The sequence below is a fragment of the Lentzea sp. NPDC058450 genome (genome assembly GCF_042721395.1).
In the GTDB taxonomy this organism is placed as follows: Bacteria; Actinomycetota; Actinomycetes; order Mycobacteriales; family Pseudonocardiaceae; genus Lentzea.
Map to the genome: position 1 here is coordinate 659702 of NZ_JBHXLO010000001.1, position 23715 is coordinate 683416.

General features: G+C 70.7%; 18 protein-coding genes and 1 pseudogene. 6 read left to right on the forward strand and 13 right to left on the reverse strand.

Features of this window, described 5'->3' with window-relative positions; all coding sequences use genetic code 11:
* Window positions 1-104: 104 nt before the first annotated feature.
* From ACFWNN_RS03020 to ACFWNN_RS03030, 3 genes are all read left to right on the forward strand, one after another.
* Complete coding sequence (locus ACFWNN_RS03020) at window positions 105-3149, forward strand: substrate-binding domain-containing protein (RefSeq protein ID WP_382438141.1); 3045 nt, start codon at window positions 105-107, stop codon at window positions 3147-3149.
* Between the two features lie 128 nt (window positions 3150-3277).
* Window positions 3278-4216 (forward strand): hypothetical protein, encoded by a 939-nt coding sequence (locus tag ACFWNN_RS03025; RefSeq protein WP_382438142.1) that lies wholly within the window; start codon window positions 3278-3280, stop codon window positions 4214-4216.
* Entirely contained in the window at window positions 4213-6351 is a 2139-nt protein-coding gene (locus ACFWNN_RS03030; protein WP_382438143.1) for an AAA family ATPase, read from the forward strand. The genes ACFWNN_RS03025 and ACFWNN_RS03030 overlap by 4 nt, the downstream gene beginning before the upstream one ends.
* On the opposite strand, the gene ACFWNN_RS03035 is transcribed toward ACFWNN_RS03030, so the two are convergent.
* The 4 genes from ACFWNN_RS03035 to fxsA form a co-directional block, all read right to left on the reverse strand.
* Entirely contained in the window at window positions 6326-7567 is a 1242-nt protein-coding gene (locus tag ACFWNN_RS03035; RefSeq protein ID WP_382438144.1) for a pentapeptide repeat-containing protein, read from the reverse strand. The genes ACFWNN_RS03030 and ACFWNN_RS03035 overlap by 26 nt on opposite strands.
* Window positions 7560-8525, reverse strand: coding sequence for a hypothetical protein (locus tag ACFWNN_RS03040; RefSeq protein WP_382438145.1), 966 nt, complete (start codon window positions 8523-8525; stop codon window positions 7560-7562). The genes ACFWNN_RS03035 and ACFWNN_RS03040 overlap by 8 nt, the downstream gene beginning before the upstream one ends.
* A 12-nt stretch (window positions 8526-8537) precedes the next feature.
* Complete coding sequence (fxsT, locus tag ACFWNN_RS03045; protein ID WP_382438146.1) at window positions 8538-12200, reverse strand: FxSxx-COOH system tetratricopeptide repeat protein; 3663 nt, start codon at window positions 12198-12200, stop codon at window positions 8538-8540.
* A 94-nt stretch (window positions 12201-12294) separates the two neighbouring features.
* Entirely contained in the window at window positions 12295-12462 is a 168-nt protein-coding gene (fxsA, locus tag ACFWNN_RS03050) for an FxSxx-COOH cyclophane-containing RiPP peptide (RefSeq protein ID WP_382438147.1), read from the reverse strand.
* Window positions 12463-12615: 153 nt separating this feature from the next.
* Between fxsA and ACFWNN_RS03055 the strand changes: the two genes are divergently transcribed.
* Together ACFWNN_RS03055 and ACFWNN_RS03060 are read left to right on the forward strand one after the other, a co-directional pair.
* On the forward strand, window positions 12616-13716 hold the full coding sequence (locus tag ACFWNN_RS03055) for an FxsB family cyclophane-forming radical SAM/SPASM peptide maturase (RefSeq protein ID WP_382438148.1): 1101 nt from the start codon (window positions 12616-12618) through the stop codon (window positions 13714-13716).
* A complete protein-coding gene (locus tag ACFWNN_RS03060) occupies window positions 13716-14828 on the forward strand; it encodes an aKG-HExxH-type peptide beta-hydroxylase (RefSeq protein ID WP_382438149.1) in 1113 nt (370 codons plus the stop codon). The genes ACFWNN_RS03055 and ACFWNN_RS03060 overlap by 1 nt, the downstream gene beginning before the upstream one ends.
* 126 nt (window positions 14829-14954) lie before the next feature.
* Here ACFWNN_RS03060 and ACFWNN_RS03065 read toward each other — a convergent pair whose 3' ends face one another.
* The 5 genes and pseudogenes from ACFWNN_RS03065 to ACFWNN_RS03085 all read right to left on the reverse strand — a co-directional run bounded on the left by ACFWNN_RS03065 (window position 14955) and on the right by ACFWNN_RS03085 (window position 19119).
* Window positions 14955-15791 (reverse strand): SAM-dependent methyltransferase, encoded by an 837-nt coding sequence (locus ACFWNN_RS03065; RefSeq protein ID WP_382438150.1) that lies wholly within the window; start codon window positions 15789-15791, stop codon window positions 14955-14957.
* A 15-nt stretch (window positions 15792-15806) separates the two neighbouring features.
* A complete protein-coding gene (locus ACFWNN_RS03070; protein ID WP_382438151.1) occupies window positions 15807-16730 on the reverse strand; it encodes a DUF6461 domain-containing protein in 924 nt (307 codons plus the stop codon).
* A gap of 45 nt (window positions 16731-16775) precedes the next feature.
* On the reverse strand, window positions 16776-17480 hold the full coding sequence (locus tag ACFWNN_RS03075; protein WP_382438401.1) for a cold shock domain-containing protein: 705 nt from the start codon (window positions 17478-17480) through the stop codon (window positions 16776-16778).
* A 30-nt stretch (window positions 17481-17510) separates the two neighbouring features.
* Window positions 17511-17714: pseudogene (locus ACFWNN_RS03080) on the reverse strand (cold-shock protein); the annotation flags it as partial.
* 97 nt (window positions 17715-17811) lie between these two features.
* Window positions 17812-19119, reverse strand: a complete 1308-nt coding sequence (locus tag ACFWNN_RS03085; RefSeq protein ID WP_382438152.1) for a protein kinase — start codon at window positions 19117-19119, stop codon at window positions 17812-17814.
* A 113-nt stretch (window positions 19120-19232) separates the two neighbouring features.
* On the opposite strand from ACFWNN_RS03085, the gene ACFWNN_RS03090 reads away from it, so the two are divergent.
* The gene (locus tag ACFWNN_RS03090; RefSeq protein ID WP_382438153.1) at window positions 19233-19520 is read left to right on the forward strand and encodes a hypothetical protein; all 288 of its coding nucleotides are present in this window, start codon (window positions 19233-19235) and stop codon (window positions 19518-19520) included.
* Window positions 19521-19536: 16 nt separating this feature from the next.
* On the opposite strand, the gene ACFWNN_RS03095 is transcribed toward ACFWNN_RS03090, so the two are convergent.
* The 4 genes from ACFWNN_RS03095 to ACFWNN_RS03110 form a co-directional block, all read right to left on the reverse strand.
* Complete coding sequence (locus tag ACFWNN_RS03095; RefSeq protein ID WP_382438154.1) at window positions 19537-20352, reverse strand: nitrilase-related carbon-nitrogen hydrolase; 816 nt, start codon at window positions 20350-20352, stop codon at window positions 19537-19539.
* 5 nt (window positions 20353-20357) lie between these two features.
* Window positions 20358-21512, reverse strand: a complete 1155-nt coding sequence (locus ACFWNN_RS03100; RefSeq protein WP_382438155.1) for a hypothetical protein — start codon at window positions 21510-21512, stop codon at window positions 20358-20360.
* A 4-nt stretch (window positions 21513-21516) separates the two neighbouring features.
* Window positions 21517-22557, reverse strand: coding sequence for an ester cyclase (locus ACFWNN_RS03105; RefSeq protein ID WP_382438156.1), 1041 nt, complete (start codon window positions 22555-22557; stop codon window positions 21517-21519).
* Window positions 22558-22644: 87 nt separating this feature from the next.
* Window positions 22645-23640, reverse strand: a complete 996-nt coding sequence (locus ACFWNN_RS03110; RefSeq protein WP_382438157.1) for a LacI family DNA-binding transcriptional regulator — start codon at window positions 23638-23640, stop codon at window positions 22645-22647.
* Window positions 23641-23715: the final 75 nt, after the last annotated feature.

The following is a 23715-nucleotide window of genomic DNA, read 5'->3' on the forward strand; positions in this document are numbered from 1 at the left end:
CAGTGGACTTGCCCTCGGTAACGTTTGGGGCGCGACGTTCGAAGACGTTGGGTGAGTCGCCGCCGCCGACAGGCGCGAGAACGACTCCTCTGATTCCGGAAAACGTGGGAGAGCTCGAGTTGCCGAACCGCCGGACCGTGGCCCGAGTCGCGTTCGCCGCGGCCGTGGCGTCATTGATCGTGTTTCTGACGTTCCAGACGTTGGACACCGCTGACAAATGGGGCAGCGTCATCAGCGCGCTCGCCGCGCTGACCAGTCTTTGGTTCTTGTTGCCCAAACCCGGCCAGGACGCGGAGAAACTGCTCGACGCGCTGAAGCTGGAGCCGTTGCAGGACGGCGACCCGCGGGAGATCGGCGAGTACGCGCTGCTCGGCCGGGTGGGTGCGGGCGCCACGGGCACCGTCTACCTGGGTTCGGACGGGCCGGGCGGCCGGCTGGTCGTCGTCAAGGTGATGGGTGCCGATCTCGCCGGGAATCCCGTGAGCCGCGAACGGTTCCGGCGGGAGATCCGGTCTGTAGACAGCCTCGGCGCTGCCGCCGACGGGGAGTTCCCGACCCTGCTCGACGCCGACGCCGACGCCGAACAGCCGTGGTTCGCCACCGAGTACCTGCCGAGCACACCGCTGCAGGAACTGGTCTTCGCGAACAACCCGTGGCGGCCGTCGTCCGTCGCGTGGCTCGCGGGCGCGCTCGCGCGGAAGTTGCTGCTCGTCCACGCCAAGGGCCTGGTGCACCGCGACCTCAAGCCCGCCAACGTGTTGCTGGGCGCCGAGGACCTGTGGATCATCGACCTCGGCATCGCGAAGAACCGGGAGGACGTCGGCATCACGCGGCACGGCGCCATCGGCACCGTCGCCTTCATGTCACCCGAACAGGCCCGCGGCACCGAGGAGATCACCGCAGCCAGCGACGTGTTCTCGCTCGGGGCGTTGCTCGTGTACGCGGCGACCGGCGCGCCCCCGTTCGGCAACGACCCCGACGACACGATGCGCCGGATCCTCGAGGACGAACCGGACCTGAGCGGCCTCACGGGCTGGAACAGCGCCCTCACCGGCCTCGTCCAGCGCTGCCTCGACAAGGACCCGCTGCGGCGGCCGTCGTTGCAGGAGGTCATCGACGTGTGCGCGCCGTTCGCCGACGCCGTTCCGAAGTGGGTGCACGCCCAGGCCAGAGCTCATGCGGAGACTCTGGCGGCCGCGCAGGAGCGCGCGTCCGCCAGGCCCGCACCGTTCTGGCGTCAGGCCAGGACGCGGTGGACCGCCCTCGCGGCCGTCGTCGCACTGCTGGCGTACACCGTCACGCCCGTGATCATGCACCTGGTCAGCGGCCCGAATCCGGTGGCCGAACTGCTGCGGTGCTCGACGACGCCGGACACGTTCGTGCACGTGGGCGTGTCGGCGGACAAGAGCGAGCTGGTCAAGGAGATCGCGGACGGGTACGGCACGCGCACTGCGGACGGGCACTGCGCCCAGATCGTGGTCACCGAACTCAACTCCGGGAGCGCCGCGAACGCGTTGGCTCGCGGGTGGACCCCTGCGGACGGCCAGCGGCCTGACGTGTGGTCGCCCGCCTCCAGTGAGTGGCTCGACATCGCGCGCGACCGTGCCGACAGCGAGAGGGCCGCGACGCTGCCGGCCAAGAGCAGCGGGTCGGTGGTCACCACCCCGATGGTGATCGCGATGCCGAAACCCATGGCGGAGGTGCTCGGCTGGCCGGAGACCAAGGAGGTCAGCTGGCGCACCCTCGCCGAGCTGGCGAAGGACCCGCGGGGCTGGGGCAGGTTCGACAAGAACTGGGGCCCGTTCCGGCTCGGCAAGACCAACCCCAACTACTCGACCTCCGGCCTCAACGCGACCATCGGAGCGCTCCACGCGTTTCGCGCCGACGCGGACTCGGACGGACGACTCGACGACAGCGTCGTGGACGACCCGGAGGCCCGCAAGTTCGTCGGTGGTATCGAGCAGGCGATCGTGCACTACGGCGAGACGAGCCTGCACTTCCTGCGGAACCTGCGCAACGCCGAGCGCAACGGTCAGGCCCTCTCCTACGTCTCCGCGATCACGGTGGACGAGAGTTCGATGCTGGCCTACAACGCCGGTTATCCCAGTGGCGCGCTCTCCCCCGCGGCTCCCTGGGAGGCACCGCCGGCCACCAAACTCGTCGCGATGTACCCGAAGGAAGGCACGATCTTCCACGACCACCCCTACGTCGAACTCGCCTGGCCCGACATGTCCGAGGCGAAGCGGGACCTGAGCCAGGACTTCCTCCGCCACCTGCGTTCTCCCGAGGCGCAGAAGCGCTTCGGGCAACTGGGCTTCCGCGATCCCGCACACGTGTCAGGTGAGCTCGCCACCGAAAGCAACGGTGTCTCCCCCTCGTTCGAGTTCAAGGAGATGGAGACACCGTCCGCGCGCACGCTCGGCAAGGTGCTGTCGGCGTGGAGTTCCGTGCGCAAGCCCGCCAACGTCCTGTTCGTCGTCGACACCTCCGGCTCGATGAACGACAGCGTGAACGGCACGAGCGGGACAGAGAGCCAGAACAAGCACTGCGTGCGGGAATCCGCCCCACAGGACCCGTCCGCCGTCCGCTGCGAGTCCAAACTGGACCTCGTGAAGCGGTACCGCGCCGCGATCATCGACAAGTTCACCGACTCCGACCGGCTGGGCGTGTGGAACTTCTCCAGCGCCGACGTCGTGGGCAAGGGGCCTGGCTGTCGTGACGACCACTGCGAACTGTCGGCGATCGGCCCGCTGACCGACGCGAAGCGCCAGGAGATCGCGGACAGGATCAACTCCCTGCAGGCGGGCGGCGACACCGGGATGATCGACACCGTCGACCAGGCCGTCACCCACATGCGCCAGCAACTCGACAAGAAGGCCATCAACGCGGTTGTCCTGCTCAGCGACGGAAAGGACAACAAACCCTCCGGCGGTCTCAAGCTCGACCAGCTGATCAACCGCATCGCCTTCAACCCGGACGTCGAGCCGGTCCGGGTCTTCACCATCGCCTACGGTGTATCGGGCAATGACGTCGACGCACGCGGGCAGCTGCAGGGGATCGCCGACGCCACCGCGGCCGGCTCGTACACGGCCGGCGATTCCAAGTCGGTCGCCGACCAGCTGGTCGCCGCCATCACGTCGAACTTCTGACCACACATGTCCGCCTGCGCAAGGACTTCTCACCGATCGGCGGTCTTCGCACCCGCGCGGGCCGTGGTAATACTCCGTACCCACGAGGCGACATGAGGGGTGAACCGAGAGGCGGTGGTCACCGGGCGATGGCACAGGACAGCACACAGCCGCCGGCGATCAACCCCTTCCTCATCCCCGGCTGGGAGGAGTCGCCGCTGCGCCCGCTCTGCCCCTGGCGGTACCAGGCGCACGACGAGCTGTACGTCGACGTCAACCACACGCTCGCGGCGTTCCAGGAGTACACGCGCCGGATGGCCGCCTCGGAGAACCTCCGCGAGGACGGCAGGCTCGTGCTCGTCACCGGTGAGTCCGGGTGCGGGAAGACGGCCCTGATCAACCGGTGCGCGCACTGGACGCGGGACCGGCTCGCCGAAGGCGGGCTGCGCGGGGTGGTCGTCGACCTCACCCGGGACGGGTCACGGCAGTCCGTCGAGGAACGCATGGCCCTCGTCGCGGCACGGTTGCTGGACGAACTGACGCACACCGGGCTGATCCCCCGCGACGATCTGGCGCTGCTGGACTCGGCACGCCCCAGCCGGTTGTACGCCGGGCTGGGCAATGCGCTGCCGGGCGACGTGGTGCTGATCGTGCTGCTGCCCCCGGCGGAGGAGGTCGAGCAAGAGGTCGTGGCGTACGCGGGACTGGCGCGGCGGAAGCTGTTGTTCTTCGCGGAGTCGTCCTACCTCGGGCACGCGCAGGTGCTGCGGGTGCGAGACTCCTCGCCGGTGCCGCCGATCACGCTGACCGTGGGGCCGCTGAACCAGGGTGACGTGCGCCGGTTCATCGAGGACAGGCTGGCACGGCACCAGGGCCGGGGTCACTACCCCCGGATCAGCACCGACACGATGGACAGGGCCGCCGGGCCGCTCAAGTCCATCGCGATGCTGCAACGGATCCTCTCGGAGGTGTACGACGAACGCGGCAGGCAGAACAGCGGGTACACCGATCGCGACTGGGTGACCTACGAGGACATCACCCGGCTGTTCTACGAGAGGTTCTTCGACGACTTCAGGATCCGCCGATGACCGCGAACCCGTTCAGCTCCATGGCGGTCACCCACGCGCCCGAGGTCGACGGGCCGCGTGTCGAGACCGATCCGATTCGCGTGGCGAAGGCGCACCTCGACGCCTACCTCGCCGCTCCGCGCACGGGCAACGTGATCGTGGTCGTCGGCGACTACGGCACCGGCAAGTCCCGTCTGGCCGCAGAACTGCTCCAGCACGTGGACGCGCGGTGCCGCCGCTTCTACCTCGAGGCGAACCCGAACGGGCTCGCCGGCCTGTACCGCGCGTTCACCGACGCGTTGCGGCAGGAGGACGTGCTCGAACCGGTCAACGAGGTCTACGCGGAAATCGTCGCCGAGGAGCTGCACGCCACCGGAATCCTCTCGCCACAGCAGATCCAGCTGCTGCGCGAGGGAGCGCTCGATCCCCAGCACGGAGCCAGGAACGTGTCGCTCCCGCTGTCCAGCCTGCACGGGCGGACGGAGGCACGACTCACCGAAATCACGCGGCACCCCATGCTCAGCAAGGCGCTGGCCCTGCTGCTGCGGGAAGACGACGAGAAGAACCGCCTCAAGAACGCGGTGTGGAGCTGGTTGCGCGGCGGGCCCCCCGACCAGATGCTGGTGGAACGCGGCATCCATCAGCGGCTCGACTCCAACGACGCCGCGCTGGCGGCGATGAGCGGGTTCGTCCGGCTCCACGCCCGCGACGACCGTCAGTTGCTGATGGTCGTCGACGAGTTGCACAAACTGGTGGCGGCCGGGCCGGACGACGCCGGTATGACAGCCTTCAAGTCGTTGCTGCAGCAGGCCGGTTCCGCCGGCGCGTTTCTCGTGCTGGCAGGCCTGCCGGAACTCGAGAGCGAGTTGCGCCCGGACGTGCGGCAGCGCATCACGCACCGGATCAGGATGTCCGGGTTCGGCACGGACCAGGTGTGCGAGTACATCGAGGAGGCGCTCGGTGACGCGCGGGACAACCCGTTCCCGAGAGACGTCGTCGGTTATCTCGTCGGCATCGCGGACGGCGTGCCACGCAAGATCATCCAGCTCTGCAGCGAGCTCTACCGGAGGTGGTCCACCGACGGCACGCCGATCACCGACGACCTGGTCAGGGAGGCGGCCAAGAGCGCGCGACTGTCCAGCGTGGACGACGTGGAGGCGGCGACGGCGCGGCTGCTGGACGCCGAGGGCCTCACCTACCTGAAGCAGTACTTCGTCGGGCGAACCGTCGACACCCGCGTGGACTTCTGGGTGTCGTTCCCGGACGGCTCCGCTGGATGCGCCGTGGTGCTGACGGAGTCGGTGCTCAACTTCCGCGACGCCGAACGCCTGACGTCGAAGGTGCTCGCGCTGCGCCAGATCGAGCTCGGTTGCCGGGTGCTGCTCGTGGTGAACGGCGGCCTGGCCGCGGAGCCCGCTGACCGGCTCGTCGGCGTGCTGAGCCGGCCCCCGCTCGTCTACCAGCGGCTGGCCTACGCCGACCACATGACCGCGTTGCTGCGCGCCATCAGGAGCGAGGTCAGCGCGGAGACCGGGCACGAGCCGATCGAGAAGATCTACCAGGCGCTGGAGCAGATCACCCGGCAGCAGGCCAGCATCCACGGTTTCGTCGAACGGGTGGCGGAACGGCTGGACCAGGTGCGGTCCACGTCCGACGCCAGCCTCGAGACGATGGCGGCCCGACTGGACGAGATCGCCGGCGAACTGCATCGGATGCGCGACGGCGAACCGGCCTTGGGCGAACCCGCCCTCCGGTTGCCCCCGCACGTCGACCAGGAATTCGTCAAGGCGATCGACCAGCTGACGGAGGTGCTGGACATCCGGGCCGTGCTGGCCGACGAGTTCACCGGCGACCGCCCGTCCCGGCTGCTCCTGCACCTGCGGAAGGGACTCGAGCCCGCCGCGGTCGCAATCCTGCTGCACGAGATCGTGACGCGGTTCCGCGCCGAGGTCGGTGCCTGGTACCGGGAGGCCTCGGCCGTCTCCCCCGTGCCGGTGGCCGCCTACGACCGGCTCGACGAGATCTGCCACGCGTTCGACCGGGTCACCGAACAGGTGCCGATCGCCAGGCTGGAAGAACTGGCGGGCGGCAGGAAGCCGGAACTGGTGCGGACCTTCTACACCCTCGGCGTCAACGTCCGCCACGGGTTCCACTGACGACCCGAACCCACTCCCCGTCGTGTCCGGAAGGTGCTGGGCAGGTACCGCCGAGCGCGAATCCCGATGGCCACGCACGTGTCGCCGACCCCGGCAGATCCGCCCTCGCGGTGATCTCGTCAAACCGCAGGTCGGTGCACCGGATTCCGTCGAACGCCACTTCGCCCGCGAAGCAGGCCCCGGTGAACCGCGCCTGCCGCGCGAAGCCCGCGCCGTCGAAGGAGGCCATCCGCAGGAAGACCGCGCGCTGGAAACGGGTGTCGCCGTGGAACACCGCGCCGTCGAACGACACGTCGCCGCCGAACTCGGTGCCGGCGAACACGGACTGCCCGCTCAGCACCGCCCGGTCGAACCTCGCGCGGCCGCGCAACCGTGCTCCGTCGAACCGGGTGTCACCGCGGAACTCCGTGCTGCGCCAGGAGGATTCCCCGGTGACGACGAGCTCGTCGCACAAGGCCTCGCCGTCGAACGCCGCGCCGTCGAACGACAGCTGGGCGAACTCCGCGCGGCGCAGGGAGGTCGTCCCACCGAGGTGAGCGCCACCGAACCTGCCGGCGCGGATCCGGCAGCCGCTCAGGTCCAGTTCGGACAGACGCGCGCCGCTCAGGTCGAGATCCGTGTCCTCCCAGAACCGGTCGCCCGCGGCCGGACGCAGGTGCGCGACGAGGATCGCCTGGGCCCTCGCGCGCACCTGCGGCTCCTGCTCGTCGTCCTCCGGCAGGCTCATCTGCAGGTACGCGCACAGAACGTTCACGATCATCTGCCGTTGGCCGGGGATGTTCTGCGCGAGCCGCTCCAGCGCGAACATGCCGCCCATCCGGACCGGGACCTTGTCGGACCCCAGCTGTTCGACGGCTTTGCCGTACAGCTCAGTCGTCAGCCGCTCCACCGTGTCGGCCCGCGTGTTCGCCGCGGTCTGCTCGGTGAGCACGTGCGCCATCTCCACCTGGCGCTGGTCGTGTTCCTTCTGCTGCAAGGAGATCTCGGCCGAGCGCTGTCTGCGAGCAGCCAGCCACAACGCGCCGGCACCTCCCGCGCCCACCACGATGGTGCCCGCCGTCCTGATCGCGTCGAGCTTGTTGCGCTCGGCATCGGTGCCACCGCCGTACGCCCAGACCAGCGCCATCGCGAGGCCCACGCCGAGCACCACCAGGGCGAGGCCGGCCAGCGTGATGGCGCGGTGCGACAACGCTTTGTGCTGCACCCGCTCAGCCATCGCGCAGGACCTGTTCGGCGAGGCGTGCCATGGAGTCGTCGCCGTGGAAGACAGCGCTCTGGTCCAGGGTCACGCCGACGAGATACCGCCCGGGACCGAGGCGGTAGTAGTAGACGGCGCCCTGCTCGACGTCCAGGACGAACCTGAGCAGCCTGCCGCCCGGGACCGAGGAGAGCATGCGGTTCAGCGCCGCCACGGACTCGGGCAACTGCCTGCTCAGCGCGATGTAGAACCGGCGACGCAGGTCGACGTCGATCTGGGTGAAGAACGAGCTCAGCTCCGGCTCGCCGAGCGAGTCCGCGGTGACCGCCAGTTCACCGTCCACGACGTACGCGACGAAGTGGAGGTGCTTGTCCAGCAACGCCCGCGTCGCCATCTCGGTCACCCGGTCCACACCCGGCGCGCCGGGCACGCGCACCGTCACCCTGGGGTCGGTCACCTCGCCGATGAGCGGAACGAAGTCGTCGACGGTGGCCCATCCGCCGGGGTTCTGCGACCGCAGCCGGGTCATTGCCCGGAGATCGTCGGCCAGAATCGAGACGAGCGCGTCCGTCTCGCGGACCTGCGGTGTGGACGGCAGCGCCCGGGTGCCCGCCGGTGCCACGACGACACCGACGAGCTGGTCACCCGGCTGGGTGGCCACGCAGATCACGGCACCCTCGGTGGACTGAGCGACCATCCGGATCAACGCGCCGGTACGCGCGTCGAGCAGCGTGCGCTCGAGGCGGGTGAACTGGAACCACAACCGGCGGCCGAGCACGACCAGGTCGTCCCGCTGCCACTGCTGAGCTGCGCCCATCCGGTCGATCGAGAAGTCGTGGGAACCCAGGCTGTAGTGCGACAGGTGCGCGATCGAGGCTTCCCGGGCGACCGCGTCCCGGCATCGTTCGATCGCCTCGGTGAACGCGCCGCCGACGTGGCTCTCCGTGCTGACCGTGACCGGTTCCTCGTTGCTCACGTGGCACCGTCCTCAGGTCTGCGGAACGTCGACGTCGATGGGGCCCCAGTCACCGCTCCGCAGGTACTCACCGGTGACCAGGGTGTACGGATGCCGGTTGCCGAAGTAGTCGTCGCACGCGGCGTGGACGTCGGCCACCTGGCTCCAGGCCGCGCCGTGGTCACCTCCCGCGTGGAGGATCGCGGCGTGGTGGTACCTGGCCGCCTGCGTCCACGGGTGCGGCACGCCGAGGTGGGCGGTGAACTCGTTGCGGGCGAGGACGACCAGGTCCGCAGCCGCTTCGAGGTCGCCCGCGTCCAGCAGCACACTGGCCAGCCCCATGCGGCACACCGCGACGAACGGGTGGTGTTCGTCCAGTCCTACGTCCTCGACGAAGCCTGCCAGACAGGCGGACGCGTGCGCGGTGGCACCCTCGAGATCGCCCATCCGGCGCAGGTCGTGGGCAAGGCTCAACCGGCATCCCAGTGTCCACGGGTGTTTCTCGCCGAGCTCGTGGACGTAGTCGCGCAGGGTTCCCCGGTTGCGGACGGCCGCGGCGGACGCCCTGTTGTCGTGCCGTTCGGTGATGGCCTGGTTCCACCGGATCTTCAAGCTCAGCAGGTTCCTCTCCTGCCGCAGCTCCTGCACGTGCTCGAGCGCGGTGCGCAGGGCCGCGGTCGACGCCGTGAGCTGGCCGAGCTCGCGCAGGTAGACGCCGATTCCGCACATCGACCACCAGGTCTGCATGTCGTCCAGGCCGAACAGGCGGCTGCGGCGCCGGTAGTTGTCACGTTCCACGGCGAGAGCGGCGGACGCGTCACCGGACAGGAAGTGGGACAACGCGAGGTTGTTCGCGGCGATGCGGGTGTGCGGGTGGTCCTCGCCGAGTGACTGCCGGAACCCCTCCCAGGTCACCTGGTCCTCGAGCAGCGCGTCCGCGAACCTGCCGAGCCCGCGCAGGTCGCCTCCGAGGCCGCGAGCGGTGATCAACGTCTGCGGGTGGTTGCGCGGCAGCACCCTGCGCTGGTGCCCCAGCACCGCGGTGTCGAGCTCCCTGGCGGAGCGGTTGTCGCCGAGCCCCCGGTACAGGTTCGCCGCTTGGCCGCGCAGCCGGAGCAGCAGTCCGTCGGCGTCGCCGAACTCGGCCGACCAGCGTGCGATGAGCTCCTCGGACAGCGCGAGCAGAACCCGCCACCGGCCGGGGCCTCCGTCGAGGTAGCCGTGCCGCACCTGACTGACCAGCCAGCGGCGCACCGGTTCCGCGCTCGACTCCAGCGCACCGGAGAAGGCGACGTGCTTCTGCAGTTCCGCGTACCGCCGCGCACCCGAGGCGAAGTCGAGGTCCACGTCCGACGGCGCGTACGCGGCGAGGGCCGAGAGCAACTGTTCCCGGCGCACGGCATGGACTTCCGGCGGCATCAGCTCACGCAACACCGCCTGCACCACGCGGTGCATGCGCACCAGCGGACGACGACCCCAGTCCACCTCGAGGAGACCGGACCGCGTGCCCGCCCAGAGCACCAGGTCCAGTTCGTCCGCGCCGCCCTGCAGCAGTGCGGCGTCCTCACCCGCGGCCGCGACCAGCGCGTGCCACACCGCGCTGGCCCGCAACATCCTGATGTCCGCGCCCTCCGGTGACAGGAACGCACACATCTCGGCCAGCAGCACGGTCACCCTGCCGAGCGGGGTGGCCCGCGCGGTCTCCGTCAGCAGGTCGACGACTTGCGCGTCCACCGTCGTGTCGTCCTGTCCGTTCAGCCTGCCGAGCAACTCCGCCACGACCGGCGACAGGTCTGCCGAGGTGCCGGCGGCCTGAGCCATCTGACCGAGCCAGGCCGCGACCAGTTCGACGGCGAGCGGCTGGTGACGCACCGCGCCGGCGACCAGTTGCGCGTCCACACCGGACAGTCCGGGCACCTGTCTGGCCAGCAGGAGCGTGCTTTCCGCCGGCAACAACTCGGCGAGCGGCAGTTCCTCGCCGGTCAGCGGGTGCGGCCGGGTGGTGGTGACGACGACGTGACCCGCGCCGATCGCGGGAGCGAGGTCGTCCACCACCGCGGGATCGTCCGCGTTGTCGTAGACGATGAGCCAGCGTTTGGCCTGCTCCGCGAGGAAGACGCTCAGCACGTCACCGCCGCGCAGTTCGGTCGCGTCGCGAACGCTGGTCGCCATCGATCCGACGGCGTCCGACAGCGCCTGACGATCGTGGGCGGCCACCCAGTGGACGAGGTCGTAGTCGTGCGCGAAGCGGTGCGCGAACTCGCGGGCGAACTCGCTCTTGCCGACACCGGGCGGTCCCGTCACCTGAATCCGTGCGGGCGTGCCCGGCACCAGCCGATCCCTGAGGTGCTCCAGTTGACGATCGCGGCCGACGAAGTCCTGGTTGCGCGGTGGCAGCACGCGCACCAGAGGGCTGCTGCCGGGAAACCGGCTACCGTCCGCGCCACCCACCTCGAAGGGCCCGAGGAGGACGAAGTGCTGGTAGAGGCCCTGGCGCGCACGTTCCTCGGTCGTGTCCGCGAGCTCCACGGTGGTCACGGCCTCGCCTGCCTCGTACTCCCGGGCGCTCGCGACGAGCAGCCTGACGACCTCGACGCCGCGTTCGGTGAGAGGCGGTTCGAGGTGGTCGAGCACCGAACGGACGTGGTGGCCCGGCCCCTCCTCGGTCTCGACGAACGCGATCTGGGTCGGGCCGGTGACGCTCCCAGCGGCCGGCACCTCGCTCAGCACCGGCATGCCGGCCGCGCTGACCTGGTCGCGGATCCAGTCCGCCCACGGCCTGCCCCGTGCGTCGTGCAGCAGCACCAACGGCGGCAGGTCGTAGGTCTCCAAGCCGTAGCGGCGGCGGTAGCGAGAAGCGACGAGCGGCGACACCTCGGGGGTGGCCTCGACCGCGCCGTCGGTGACCGCCGCCGCCAGCTCTCCGTACGCCGCGAGCAACCGCGAACCGGCCTCCCGCTGCTCGACGAGAACGGCGAGCAGCGGTTCGTACGAGTCGTGCGGTCGGTACGGGATCTCGACGGCGACCCCCGGTACCAAGCGGCGCCGCTGGTTCTCCAGCAGTTCCGCGAACGCCGCGCGGATCGCCCCCAAGGCCCGTTCGGCTCTGGAGAGGTACTGCTCGTCGAACATCGTCGCCACCGGGATGAGGTCGATCTGCCCGCGGGCCCGCCTCCTCACCGCGACGCCCAGGTCGGCGGCCTTGCCGATCGCCCCCTCACGCGCGGTGAAGCACAACGCCACTGCGTCGCACAGTTCCGCCACCAACTCGAACACCCACTCCCGTCGTGTGGAGGCGGAGGCGTCCAGGAAGATCTCGTCGTATTCGGTGTCCAGCAGGAGGTCTCGCAGCCCACCCGGTGTGTTCGGGCCGGATGGCGATGTCGTGGTGCCGACGGCCACCACGTCGACGACGCCGGTCGACCGGGGCAACACGAACCGGGCGACCTCGGGTTCCGGCGCGTGGCCGAGGTTCGCCGAGAGAGCTGTCGTGAGGTCCGCGCCGAGCACGTCGTCGAGCTGCAGGCGGTCGACGAGGAACGGAGTCAGATATCGGGACGTGCGGGGAGGTTCGGTCACCCAGTCCACGATCAGGACCCGTCTGCCGGAACCGGCGAGCACCACGGCGAGGTTCGCGAGCGTGCTCGTCTGTCCCGCACCGGCACCAGGAGACAGAAAGGCGACGATCGTGCTCATCACGTCTCCCCGCGCGTACCGTGGTGGCATGAAGGGGTGCTCACGCTACTTGTAGTTCCAGCGGGGTGGATCAGCTGAACAGGTGAAGCGACGGCTACAAACGGTTCTGGAACGACGCGTACTGCCCCGGCGTCGACGGGTCCTCGGCGAGCATCCGCCGCAGCGAGTTCCGCAGGACCGACTCCGGCATCGCGTCGACCTGCTCCGGTGTGAGCCCGGAGACGTCGATGAGCTCGGACGTGAGTTCGGGATCGTCAGCCACGTCGTGCTCCTCGCCCGGCCAGTCGGCTAAAGCAGTGCCGCGCAATCATAGTCAGCGCAGGCAGGTGGCTCACTCCGAATCCCTCTACCGGTGGACATACCGCTGCGCGGCGAACGTGTCACCATGCCCGGAGCCGACCGGACTGGAGCACCGATGGAACAGGTACTGCGCCAGTTCGTGGTGAAGATCCACAGCCGGTGCAACCTCGCCTGCGACTACTGCTACGTCTACGAGATGGCCGACCAGCGGTGGCGGTCCAGACCGGTGCGGATGCCGGCCGAGATCCTCGAGCAGACCTCGTTCCGCATCGGGGAACACGTTCGCGCGCACGGATTGCCCACCGTGGACGTGGTGCTGCACGGCGGCGAACCGCTCCTCGCCGGCGTCCCCGCCATCCGGCGGTTCGTGGACTCCGTTCGTGTCTCGACCGGCGGCGTCGCCAGGTTCTCCTTGCAGACCAACGGCCTGCTGCTGTCGGAGGAGGTGCTGGAGGCGCTGGCGGATGTGGACGTCCGGGTGGGAGTCAGCATCGACGGTGCCGCAGCTGATCACGACCGGCACCGCGTGCACAGGTCCGGCGCCGGCAGTCACGCCGCGGTGGCGCGCGCACTGGAAACGTTGGCGCAGAGCCGTTTCCGATCGATCTACGGCGGCCTGCTGTGCACGATCGACCTCGCCGGCGATCCGGTCGAGACCTACGAGGCGCTCATCTCGTTCACTCCGCCCGTCATCGACTTCCTGCTGCCGCACGGAAACTGGAGCGCACCGCCGCCGGGGGTGGGTGCCTATGCCGACTGGTTGATCGCGGTGTTCGACCGCTGGTACCAGGCACCCGTTCCGGAGACGTCGGTACGGATGTTCAGTGAGATCGTGAACGTGCTGCTGGGCGGCAGGTCCGCGGTGGAAGGCATCGGTTCGAGCCCCACGATGATGGTGGTCGTGGAGACCGACGGCGCCATCGAGGGCCCCGACCAGCTCGCGTCGGCGTTCCACGGTGCGGCGGTGACGGGCCTGCACGTGTCGGACGCGTCGTTCGACGAGGCGGCGCGGCTGCTCGTGCCGGACGTGTTGCCGTTGCCCTGCAGCGACTGCGAGGTCCGGGCCGTGTGCGGCGGCGGGCTGCCCGCGCACCGGTACTGCGCCGGCTCCGGGTTCGAGCACCGCACGGTCTACTGCGCCGACATGTTCCGGTTGATCCAGCACGTGCGGCAGCGCCTGCACGCCGACATCGCCGCCCTCACCGGGAAGTCCTGATGTCGCACCGAGTTCCCTGGCCGCTCTTCCGCGCGCTGGCGCGGGGAGGCGGCGGTCCCGAGGCGATCGCCGTGTTGTCGTCCGCCCGCCGCAGCCGGACGCTGATGATGATCTCGCTGATCGCCCGGAACGCCGGCCCGGACGTCCGCATGGCCTACGAGGCCTGGAAGTCGGTGGCCCGCGCCGAGGAGGCCGTCGAGGTGCTGGCCCATCCTTTGACCGGGGCCGCCGTCAGCCGGGCGAGCAGGGCTCCGGGCACCGCCGCGCCCTCGTTGTTCGGCGGGTTGGCCGTCGCGACGGCCATGCGGGCGGGCGTCGACGTGGAGGTCGACGCACCGTGCGCGGCGTTGTTCCTCCCCACCGTCGGGCATGCCTGCGGCGGCAGACGCTATTCCGTCTCGGGAGGACTGTTGCGGGTGGATGGCGCACCCCACGTGCCGTCCCCGCCGGCCAGGCTGCCTCTCGGGCCGCGCTCGGTCGAGTTCGACTCCGATGTGGACCTGCCGCGCTGGCAGGAGGTGATGGCGGCGGGGTGGGACGAACTGAGCCGGCACCACCCCGAGGTCGCCCGCGAGTGCGCCGCCGCCGTCACCACGCTGTCGCCGATCCCTTCACCCGTCCACGACATGGCGAGCGCGACCGCCGCGGACGCGTTCGGGTGCGTCTACCTGTCGTTGCCGCCGGATCCGCGGGCGGCGGCACTGGCGCTCACCCACGAACTCCAGCACGGCAAGCTCTCCGTGCTGATGGACCTGTTCCCGCTCGCCGCCGCGGACTCCGGCGAACTGTTCTACGCCCCTTGGCGACCGGACCCCCGTCCATTGGTGGGCCTGCTCCACGGCATCTACGCCCACCTGGGCGTGGCGGGCTTCTGGCGCCGCTACGACGACGAACAGGCGGAGCGGGAACACGCCCGCTGGCGCACGGCGACCCGTCAGGCCGCAGCCACCGCGTTGACCTGCGGCAGGCTCACCGAAACAGGCACGGTGCTCGTGTCAGAGATCATCGACGTGCTGGACGGCTGGTCCGAGCCCGTGTCGCCGACGGCCCAGGCAGCCGCGGAAGCCACCCTGTCGCACCACCGAACCCTCTGGGACGCGGCCAACTCCTGATCCCAGGTCAAGCCGGACAGTCCTCGGCGGGCCCTCCGTGAGACGGATCCGCAGGCTCCTGAACGATCATCCGGGGCCTCCGTTGGAGGGCTGTGCGTGTCCGGAACCCGGCGCTGACGCTCGCCGTCACTCCCCCGCGGCCCTGGTCGCGGCGGCGAGCCACGCCGCGGGCACCGGTGCGACGGACCGGCCGTGGCCGATCGCGGGATCCACGCCCTCGTGGACGCTCGCCTCCCATCCGGCGGCGCCGAGCCAGTCCCCGATGTCGTCTCGCGCCGCCGTGAAGACCACCCCGTGCTTGCCCAGCCCCTCGCGCACCCGGGCGCCCTGCTCGTCGAGCATCGACACCTGCAGGTGTTCGAGGAGCAGGTGGCTGCCGGGCGCCGACAGCGCGGTCACCTCGGCCAGCAGTGCGTCGCCCTGCGCCGGCGTGAGGTACATCAGCACGCCCTCGACCAACCACGCGGTCGGCTGGTCGAACGCGAAACCGGCCTCGCGCAACGGTTTCGTCCAGTTCGCGGCGAGGTCGGCGGCCACGCCGATGCGTTCGCAGGCCGGGGTCAGACCTGAGCTGGCGACCACGGCGGTCTTGAACTCGGTCATGCCCGGCAGGTCGAGCTCGAACCAGCGGGTGCCCGGTGGGCACGGCAGGCGCGTCGTGCGTCCGTCGATTCCTGCGGCGAGGGTCACGACCTGGCGCACGCCGCTGTCCAGTGCGGCGGTGATCCGGTCGTCGAAGAACCGGGTGCGCACCACGTGGTACGAGGGGAAACCGCTCGACGTGATGCCCATCTGGGCGATGAACGCGTCCAGTGCCGGGTGACCCGCCAGTTCGGCGACGAGGTGGCTGGCCAGCGGGTCGGTGAAGAGCGGGTGCGGTTGGGAGGCTTCCACGTGCCGTACCCAGGCGGTGTAGAGGGCGGTGTGGCTCAGGCCGTCGGCGGGGATCTGCAGGTCCGGCATCGGGTTCTCCCTCGGTCAGGCCAGGTCGGCGCGGAACGTGGCGGCCAGCGCCATCGTCAGGTGGCCGAAGCGGTAGCCGCGGGAGCGCTGCTCGTCGGTCATGCGGCTGCGTTCGAGGTTGAGCGACCAGTCCGCCCGCCGTGCCAGCGCCGACCACTCGCGCACGTGCCGGCCCAGGTCGCTGTCCTGGGTGACGACCACGGGCGCGGCGGCCAGGGCCGCGGCGAGGCCTGGGGTGGCGGCCAGGTCCAGTTCGGCCACGAGCCGGGCCGCCTCGGCGGGGGCGTCCTCGACGTGCGCGGGCTTGGTGCGGCTGAACCAGCTGTCGACGTGCATGCTCGGCAGGGAGGCGCTGACCTGCTCGAACGTGGGCGGAGCGCCGACGATTCGACCGGCCAGCGCCATGCCCCGGGCCACGGCGCCCTCGTAGCGGTACCGCCAGCTCTCGTCGTCCTCGTCGTCGGAGTCGTCCTCGTCGTCCGGGTCGAAGCCCGCCTCGCGGATCAGCGGGAGCAGCCGGTCCGGGTCCGAGCCGCCGCGGCTCTCTGGGTAGTTGAGGTTGAAGTGCGTGGTGACGGTGCCGTCGATCGCGTGGTCGAAGCTCGGCGACGCGTAGTCGTGCCGCACGACGGCGAACGCCTCGGTGCCGCGTGAGAGCGCGTCCACCAGGTATCTCAGCGTGTAGCTGGTCGGCTGGACCAGGACCGTCCACTCGCCCAGCGCGAACGCCGAGGCCACCTCGGGGTAGCCGTCGTCGAACGTGTGGGCTGCCGCGATCTCCGCGGGCGTGCGGTGCGCCAGGGTGTCTTCCAGGCCACCGATGCGGCGCAACGCGTCGAGGGGTTCGACGCCGCGCACGAACGCGAGCGAGAAGATCTCGCCCAGAAACGCGGGATCGCCGTGACCGGCGTCAGCCCAGGACAGGTCGAGCTCTGACAAGACGTCCCCCAGAAAGATCGCGAACTCGTCGCCCGGACCGAAAGCTCAGGCGCGCTCGACGGCGTCGGCCTGCGGTCCCCGGTCGCTCTGCCGGATGCGGAAGCGCACCCGCTCGCCGGCCTCCAGGGGCTCGCCGGAAACCACCGAGACGTGCACGAACAGGTCGGGCCCGCCCGCGTCGGGGGTGATGAAGCCGAAGCCGCGGTCGCCGTCGTAGCGGGCCACCGTGCCGTCGCCGGCGCGGGCCGCGGGCCGGGGGCCCGAACGGGACGGGGCGGCGGGCGCGGTGGCCTCCACCGGCTCGCCCGCGGCCACGAAGCGCACGTCGCGCGCCTGACGACCCTGGTCCGCGGTGACCGCGGTGAACGAGACCCGGTCGCCCTCGACCGGCAGGTACCGGTCGTCGACCAGGGCGCGCACGTGCAGGAAGACGTCGCCCGCCCCGTCGTCGGCGGCCACGAAGCCGAACGCCTTCTCCTCGTCGAACCACAGGACGGAGCCGTCGGCGCCGTCGCCGGGCACGACCAGAGGGGCTCGCTGGACCCCGGCGTCGAAGCTCAGGGGCACCAGGTGCTGGGCCTGCGGGCCCTTCTCCCCCGCGACGACGACGAACGCGACCCGCTGCCCCGCCGCGAGGACGCCCCCGGTGACGATGGCGGACGAGTGCACGAACACCTCCGCGCCCCCGCCGTCCGGCGCGGCGAACCCGTAGCCCTTGGCCGGCTCGTACCAGGAGACGGTGGCGAGCACGCCCAGGGTCGCGGCGGGCGAGGCGTCCCCGGTGACGGCGACGTGCAGCGCCTGCGGACCGCGGGGGCCCTCACCGGTCTCGAACTCCACCGTCTGGCCCTCGCGCAGTGCCCGGGCCGCGCCTTCGCCCTGCACCTGCGAGACGTGCACGAAGATGTCGGCGCTGCCGTCGTCGGGGGCGAGGAAGCCGAAGCCGCGCTCTAGGTCGTACCAGCGGACGGTTCCCTGCTGCACGGTGCACTCCTGGTCTTGCGGTTGATCGGAGGTCCAGTGTCCCAGGTGCCACGGGCACGTCCTGATCCCGGCACGGCAGTGGCCGGTGAGCCGAGGTTCAGTTGGCGCTGGAGCAGGTCACGGCCGGGCGGGCGGGTTCGGGACCGGCGGCGACGAACCCGAACGAGGTGGTTCCACCCGCGGCGAGCACGGCGTTGTAGCCGGCGTTGGTGACGGTCACCGCGGTCGCGTCCTGGGTCAGGGTGCCGTTCCACAGGTTGCCGATGGTGTGGCCCGCGGCCGGCTGCCACGTGATGGTCCAGCCGGTCAGGCCGTCCGGGCTGGTGTTGCCCACGGTCACCTCGACCTGGTAGCCGCCCGGCCACGAGTTGGTCACCTCGTACCGGGCGACGCAGGCGGGCGCGGCCGTGGTCGTCGCCGTGGTGGAGCCGGTCTGGGCGCTGCTGCTGGGCCGGTCGCCCTGCACGACGGTGCCGATCACCACACCGGCGGCGACCAGGACGGCCGCACCGGCGACCAGCGCGATCACCCGGCGTGGCAGGTGGCGGCGGACGGGCAGCATCCGCGTCCCGCTCTTCGGGGGCCCGGCGGGCAGTGGCAGTCCCTCCGCGACCGCCGCGAGCAGCTTGTGGGCCTCGGCCATCGTCGGGCGGTGTGCCGCGTCCCGGTGCAGGAGGCGCACGAGCACCTCGCCGAGCGGGCCACCCGACCGCGGCGGCTCGAACTCCCCGCGGACCACGCGTTGCAGGAGCGCGTAGGGGTTGTCGTCCACACCGAACGGCGGCGTGCCCTCCAGTGCCGCGTAGAGGGTCGCGCCGAGGGAGAACACGTCCGAGGCGAACGTCGCCGCCTCACCCGCCGCCACCTCCGGCGCCAGGAAGGCCGGCGTGCCGACGATCACGCGGGCGTCGGTCACCGTGCCCTCGCCGACCGCGCGGGCGATGCCGAAGTCGGTGATCTTCGCGATGCCGTCCTCGGCCAGCAGGACGTTGAACGTCGAGACGTCCCGGTGGACGATGCCCTCCGCGTGTGCCGCCGCCAGCGCGGCGGCGACCTGCCTGCCCACGGCCGCGACCACGCCCGGCGGCAGCGCGCCCCGTTCGGCGATCAGCGCCGCGAGGCTGCGGGACGGCAGGTACTCCAGCACCAGACAGGGCTTGCCGTCGTGCTCGACGACCTCGTGCACGCTGATCGCGTGCGGGTGCCGCAGCCGGCCGGCGACCCGGCCCTCGCGCAGCATCTGCGCCACCGCGTCCGGGGATCTCCGATCCGTGTTGAGCAGTTTGACCGCGATCACGCGGTCGAGTTGCTCGTCGCGGGCCTGCCAGACCACCCCCATGGATCCTTGCCCGATCGGCGACACCAGCCGGTACCGCCCGGCGATGACCTCACCCTCTTCTGGCACATGCCGACGCTACTTGGCCGAGTCGGCCGTCGGCCACCTTCGGCTTCACGTCAGCCGGTCGCCGCCGGTCGAGCAGCCTAAACTCGCGGTGGTTCGAGACGTTGGGGGATCCGATGAACACACCGATCACACCAGAAGGAAGGCGCAGGCTCCGCGAAGCGCTGCTGGAGCTGCCCGACCAGGACTCGGGTGGCGAGCCCGCGGCCAGGAGCGAGGTCGACATCCTCAGCGAGGTGATGGTGATGCTCGCGTTCCACGGGATGAACGTCGCCAGGCGAGCCCGGACGGCGCCCGGCGTGAGTGCCGACCCGCACGCGGCGCGCCTGCTCGACGAGTACGAGGAGCTGCTGACCCGCGCGGGCACGTTGTCGCAGCAGTTCGCGGCCGCTGTCCCTCGGTGAGCAGGTCCCCCAGCGGTCAGAACTGCTGGTACAGCTCAAGCCTGCGGTCGTCCATCACGTCGTTGTGAGGACCTGCCGACTTGTCCCGTGCCGTGGCCGGGTCCAGGTGGCACGTCAGCACGGCGGGGGCGGCGACGCCCGTCGCCGGACCGGCGAGCAGGTGGCCCGTGTCCGCGGCGATCAGGCTGCCGCCGATCCAGTCCACTCCGCGTGCCCGGCCGCAGCGGTCCGCCACGACGACGTACGTCCTGTTCGTGGCGGCCGCCGCCTGGGCCTTGACGACCTCGATCGCCCGATCCGGAACGGGGTGGTGGTCCAGCGGCCAGTTGGCGGGGACGGCGATGAGATCCGCTCCCGCGCAGGCGGTCAGCCGGACCCATTCCGGGAACTCGAGGTCGTAGCAGATCATGACCGCGATCCGGCCGATCGCCGTCTCCACGACGGCGGGAGGCTGGTCACCGGCGCGGAAGAACTCGGGTTCACGGCCCCACAGGTGCGCTTTGCGGTAGCGCGTCCTCACGCTGCCGTCCTCCACCAGCACGGCGGCGTTGTAGACCTCGCCGTCCTCGCCCAGTTCCGCGAAGCCGCACACCAGCACGACGCCGAGGTCTCGGGACAGGGATTTCAGGAGCGTGACGGTGGGGCCGTCCAGGTCCTGCGCGGCGGCACGGGCCTCGGCGGCGGTGTGGAACACGTAGCCGCACACCGCCAGCTCGGGCAGCACCACCAGATCGGCGCCTCGACCGGCCGCCTCGCGCACGGCGGCGACGAGAGGACCGTGATCGTTCGTGCCGATCGACGCGGGGATCTGGCAGGCCGCCACGACCACCACCGGGCTCAGTCGTCCTCGGTCGCCGTGCCGAGCACCGCGGCCGGTGCGACGTAGCCGTTCGGGTCGATGACCCGGCCGGCCGCTCGGGCTGCGGCCACCACCGCGGGATCCCACTCCAGCACCGCGCGGTGGTCGCCACCGGTGACCACGAGCAGTTCCCCGGCACCCTCCAGCAGGGTCACCGACCGCCACGCGCCCGCGGGCACCGAGAGCGAGTCGAGCTCGCCGAGCTCCACGGTCACCTCCTCGGCACCCGTGTTGACGTGCACCGCCCACCGGCCTCCCTTGGCCGTGAGCACCTGGGTCTCGTCGTGGCGGTGCCGCAGCACGCCCTCCCCCGGTGTCGCCCGCAGCCACGCCACGGAGAACCCGTGCGGTTCGTGCAGACGCGGTGCGGCCTGGCGGTTCTCACTGAGCCCGTACCCGATGACGAGGCTCAGCTCGGCTCCGCCACCGGGCAGCAGGGAGCAGAGGAACGGCTCGTGCGTCCACACCCGGTCGGACGGGTGCGTGACGCGGGTGCGGAACTGCTCGACCGAGAACTCGTCGAGATCGTCGATCTCGGCCTGGCTGATCGGGGTCACCAGCGCGACGTCGTCCGGGAGCTCGTCGCCCGCGACCGTGTCGATCAGCCGGTTGTCGGCGGTGAGGTGCAGTCCGTGCCCGGCGGCCTCGCGGAGCACCGAGGGACCCCAGATGATGCCGCCGGTGTCGTCGCGGCCGAGCACGGTCAGCAGGATGCCGTCGTCGGCGCCGACGTTGGTGAACCCGCGGAAGATCCACGGGGGAACGGAGATGACGTCCCCGTCGGCCGATCGGTACTCGCCCTGCTGACCGTCGGCGCCCCAGCGCAGCTGGAACTCGCCTCCGAAGTTGATGAACACCTCGGCGGTGAAGTGCAGGTGCAGGCTGTTGGTGACGCCGTTCGGCATGCCCGCCGCGCCGAGGTTGAAGCCGTGCGGCTCGCGCAGGTTCACGAACTGGTTGGCGCTCTGCGAGACGCCGGGACCGATGAACGAGTAGTTGTCCTTGAGGTCCGAGCCGGGGGTCCGGCAGTCGATGAACGCCGCTTTGCAGGGAACCCAGTCGGATCGCCGGACCGTGCGCCGGGAGATCTCCTCCGGTGGGACGACGGTGTTGCCCATGAGACCTGTCCTCATCTGCTCAGTAGATGTTGGCTTCGGCGGACGGGCCGTCGCCGCGGGTGCCGTTGATCTGGGCGCGCAGCGCGATCTCGTCGTACACGCGCATCTCGCGCACGATCCGCCCGTTCTGCACGAGGAACTGCGAGGCGCCGAGCAGCGTGATCGGTGCCCCGGTGACGGGCCCGAAGGCGGGGGTGCCGTGGTACGTGCCGGTCATCGTCCACATCACCGCGATGCGCAGGCCCGCGTACCGCTCGGCGTGGTTGGTCTGGACGTCGCGCACCTCGAAGCGCGCGTTGGGGAACGGCGCCACCAGCGACAGCAGGTCGCGCTGGTACCCGTCGGGGCGGACGATCGTCTGGTCGCCGACCGTGTGCAGGAACAGGTCTCTCACCGCGAACTCCGGGAGCTTGTGCAGCCGGCGCTGGTTCCAGACCTCGTCGACGAACTCCAGCACCATCTCGCACTCCGGGCGGAAGTCGTCCGGCCGCGGCCCGCTGTCGCCCGCGGCGAGCACGTCGGCGGGAGCGGGATCGAGCATCGAACCCTGGTACTTGCGGAACACCACGGCGCGGGCCGCCTCGTCGGGGTCCTGGCCGCGCTGCAGGCAGGTGGCCAGCTCGTCGCGCACCACCCACTCCTCGACCATCCGGCCCCGGCGGTAGAGGCAGTTCGCGATGGTGCGCCTGCGGACGCGGATCTGCCTGCCGTCCACCACGTGCGGATCGCTGGCGAACACCAGGTGCGAGCTGAGGAACGCGTCGTCGCCCCGCGCTTCCCACACGACGTCCTCGGCCTGGCCGACGTGCTGAGGGGTGCCCGCGATGCGCATCAGGCTGCCCTCGATGACCCCTTCCCGTCCGACGACGGTGCCCAGTCCACCGTGGACGATCGAGTCGGGCTCGTAGTTGTCGACGATGTAGGAGATGTCGCGCTGCACCCAGATCCGGTCGGTCACTTCGCGGATGAAGTCGTCCGGGTCCTCGTACGGGCGGTAGGCGACGGGGTCGAGCGGCATGAGCAGGTCCTCCCCTTGCGCGGAGCGGGCGATCCTGGACACCCGCGTGCGGACGCCTCGACTGTATACGTATGCATTGGCGGCCACAAGTGAGCGCCGTCGCACCGGAGGACGATCAGGCGTGGAGGATCAGGTGCGGGGACGCGACGTCGTCGACCGCGCGACGTAGCGCGACGGGTAGACGGCTTCCCGGAACGGCGCGTCGGGCTCCTCGACGCGCGCCACGATCAGGCGGGCCGCCTCCCGGGACATCCCGTCGAGGTCGTAGGCCACGGTGCTCAACCGGATCAACGGCCAGCCGGACGTCGGCAGGTCGTCGAATCCCACGATCGACACCTCGGCGGGCACGGCCACGCCCAGTTCGGCGGCGGAGTTCAGCGCGCCCAGGGCCACGACGTCGTTGCCGCACAGCACGAGCGTCGGCGGGTCGTCGCGGTCGAGCAGCTTGCGCGCGCCGTCGAAACCCGTCGCGAAGTCGAACGGGCCGTGCAGGACGTCGCGGTGGGCCAGCGCGATCCCGTGCTCGTCGAGCACCGAGCGGACGGTGTTCTCGCGCAGCTCACCGGTGCTCGTGTTGCGCGGACCGAAGATCGCGCCGATCCGCTGGTGCCCGCTGCCGAGCACGTCGAGCAGCAGCGCGCGGATGCCGGCCTCCGGGTCGACCGTGACGGAGTCGGCTCGGACGCTCTGCGCGGTGCGGTTGAAGTAGACGAACGGCACCCCGCGGTCGCGCAGCCTGGCCGGCAGCAGCGAGTCGACCGTCGTGGTCGCGAGCACGACCCCGCACAGGCCGTGCCCCATGATGTGCTCGGTCACGGGACCGCTGTCGGTCGACTCCGTGATGAGCACGAGCTCGTACCCCAGCCGTTCCAGCTCGCGGTGCAGCGGGGCGATCACGTACCCGTAGAACTGGTTCTCCAGGTCCGTCACGACGAGGCCGACCCTGGTCGACCGGCCGACGGCGAGCGCGCGGCCGATGGAGCTGGTCGAGTACCCGAGCGCGGACGCGGCGTCGCGCACCCGCTTCTTGGTGGCCTCCGAGACCTTGGGGTCGTCGCGCAGCGCGCGCGAGACCGTCGGCTGGGAAACACCGGCGAGCCTCGCCACGTCCCGACTGGTGATCATTCCCCCGCCTCCTTCAGACCGACGAAGCATAGTCGCAGGCCCACCTGCCGACATCGCCTTGACGGCGAGCCGACC

Coding starts and splice junctions, on each gene's coding strand:
- ACFWNN_RS03110 (WP_382438157.1), bottom strand. CDS start 23,640: ATGATCACCAGTCGGGACGTGGCGAGGCTCGCCGGTGTTTCCCAGCCG.
- ACFWNN_RS03025 (WP_382438142.1), top strand. CDS start 3,278: ATGGCACAGGACAGCACACAGCCGCCGGCGATCAACCCCTTCCTCATC.
- ACFWNN_RS03100 (WP_382438155.1), bottom strand. CDS start 21,512: ATGAGGACAGGTCTCATGGGCAACACCGTCGTCCCACCGGAGGAGATC.
- fxsT (WP_382438146.1), bottom strand. CDS start 12,200: ATGAGCACGATCGTCGCCTTTCTGTCTCCTGGTGCCGGTGCGGGACAG.
- ACFWNN_RS03090 (WP_382438153.1), top strand. CDS start 19,233: ATGAACACACCGATCACACCAGAAGGAAGGCGCAGGCTCCGCGAAGCG.
- ACFWNN_RS03035 (WP_382438144.1), bottom strand. CDS start 7,567: ATGGCTGAGCGGGTGCAGCACAAAGCGTTGTCGCACCGCGCCATCACG.
- ACFWNN_RS03030 (WP_382438143.1), top strand. CDS start 4,213: ATGACCGCGAACCCGTTCAGCTCCATGGCGGTCACCCACGCGCCCGAG.
- ACFWNN_RS03065 (WP_382438150.1), bottom strand. CDS start 15,791: ATGCCGGACCTGCAGATCCCCGCCGACGGCCTGAGCCACACCGCCCTC.
- ACFWNN_RS03060 (WP_382438149.1), top strand. CDS start 13,716: ATGTCGCACCGAGTTCCCTGGCCGCTCTTCCGCGCGCTGGCGCGGGGA.
- ACFWNN_RS03055 (WP_382438148.1), top strand. CDS start 12,616: ATGGAACAGGTACTGCGCCAGTTCGTGGTGAAGATCCACAGCCGGTGC.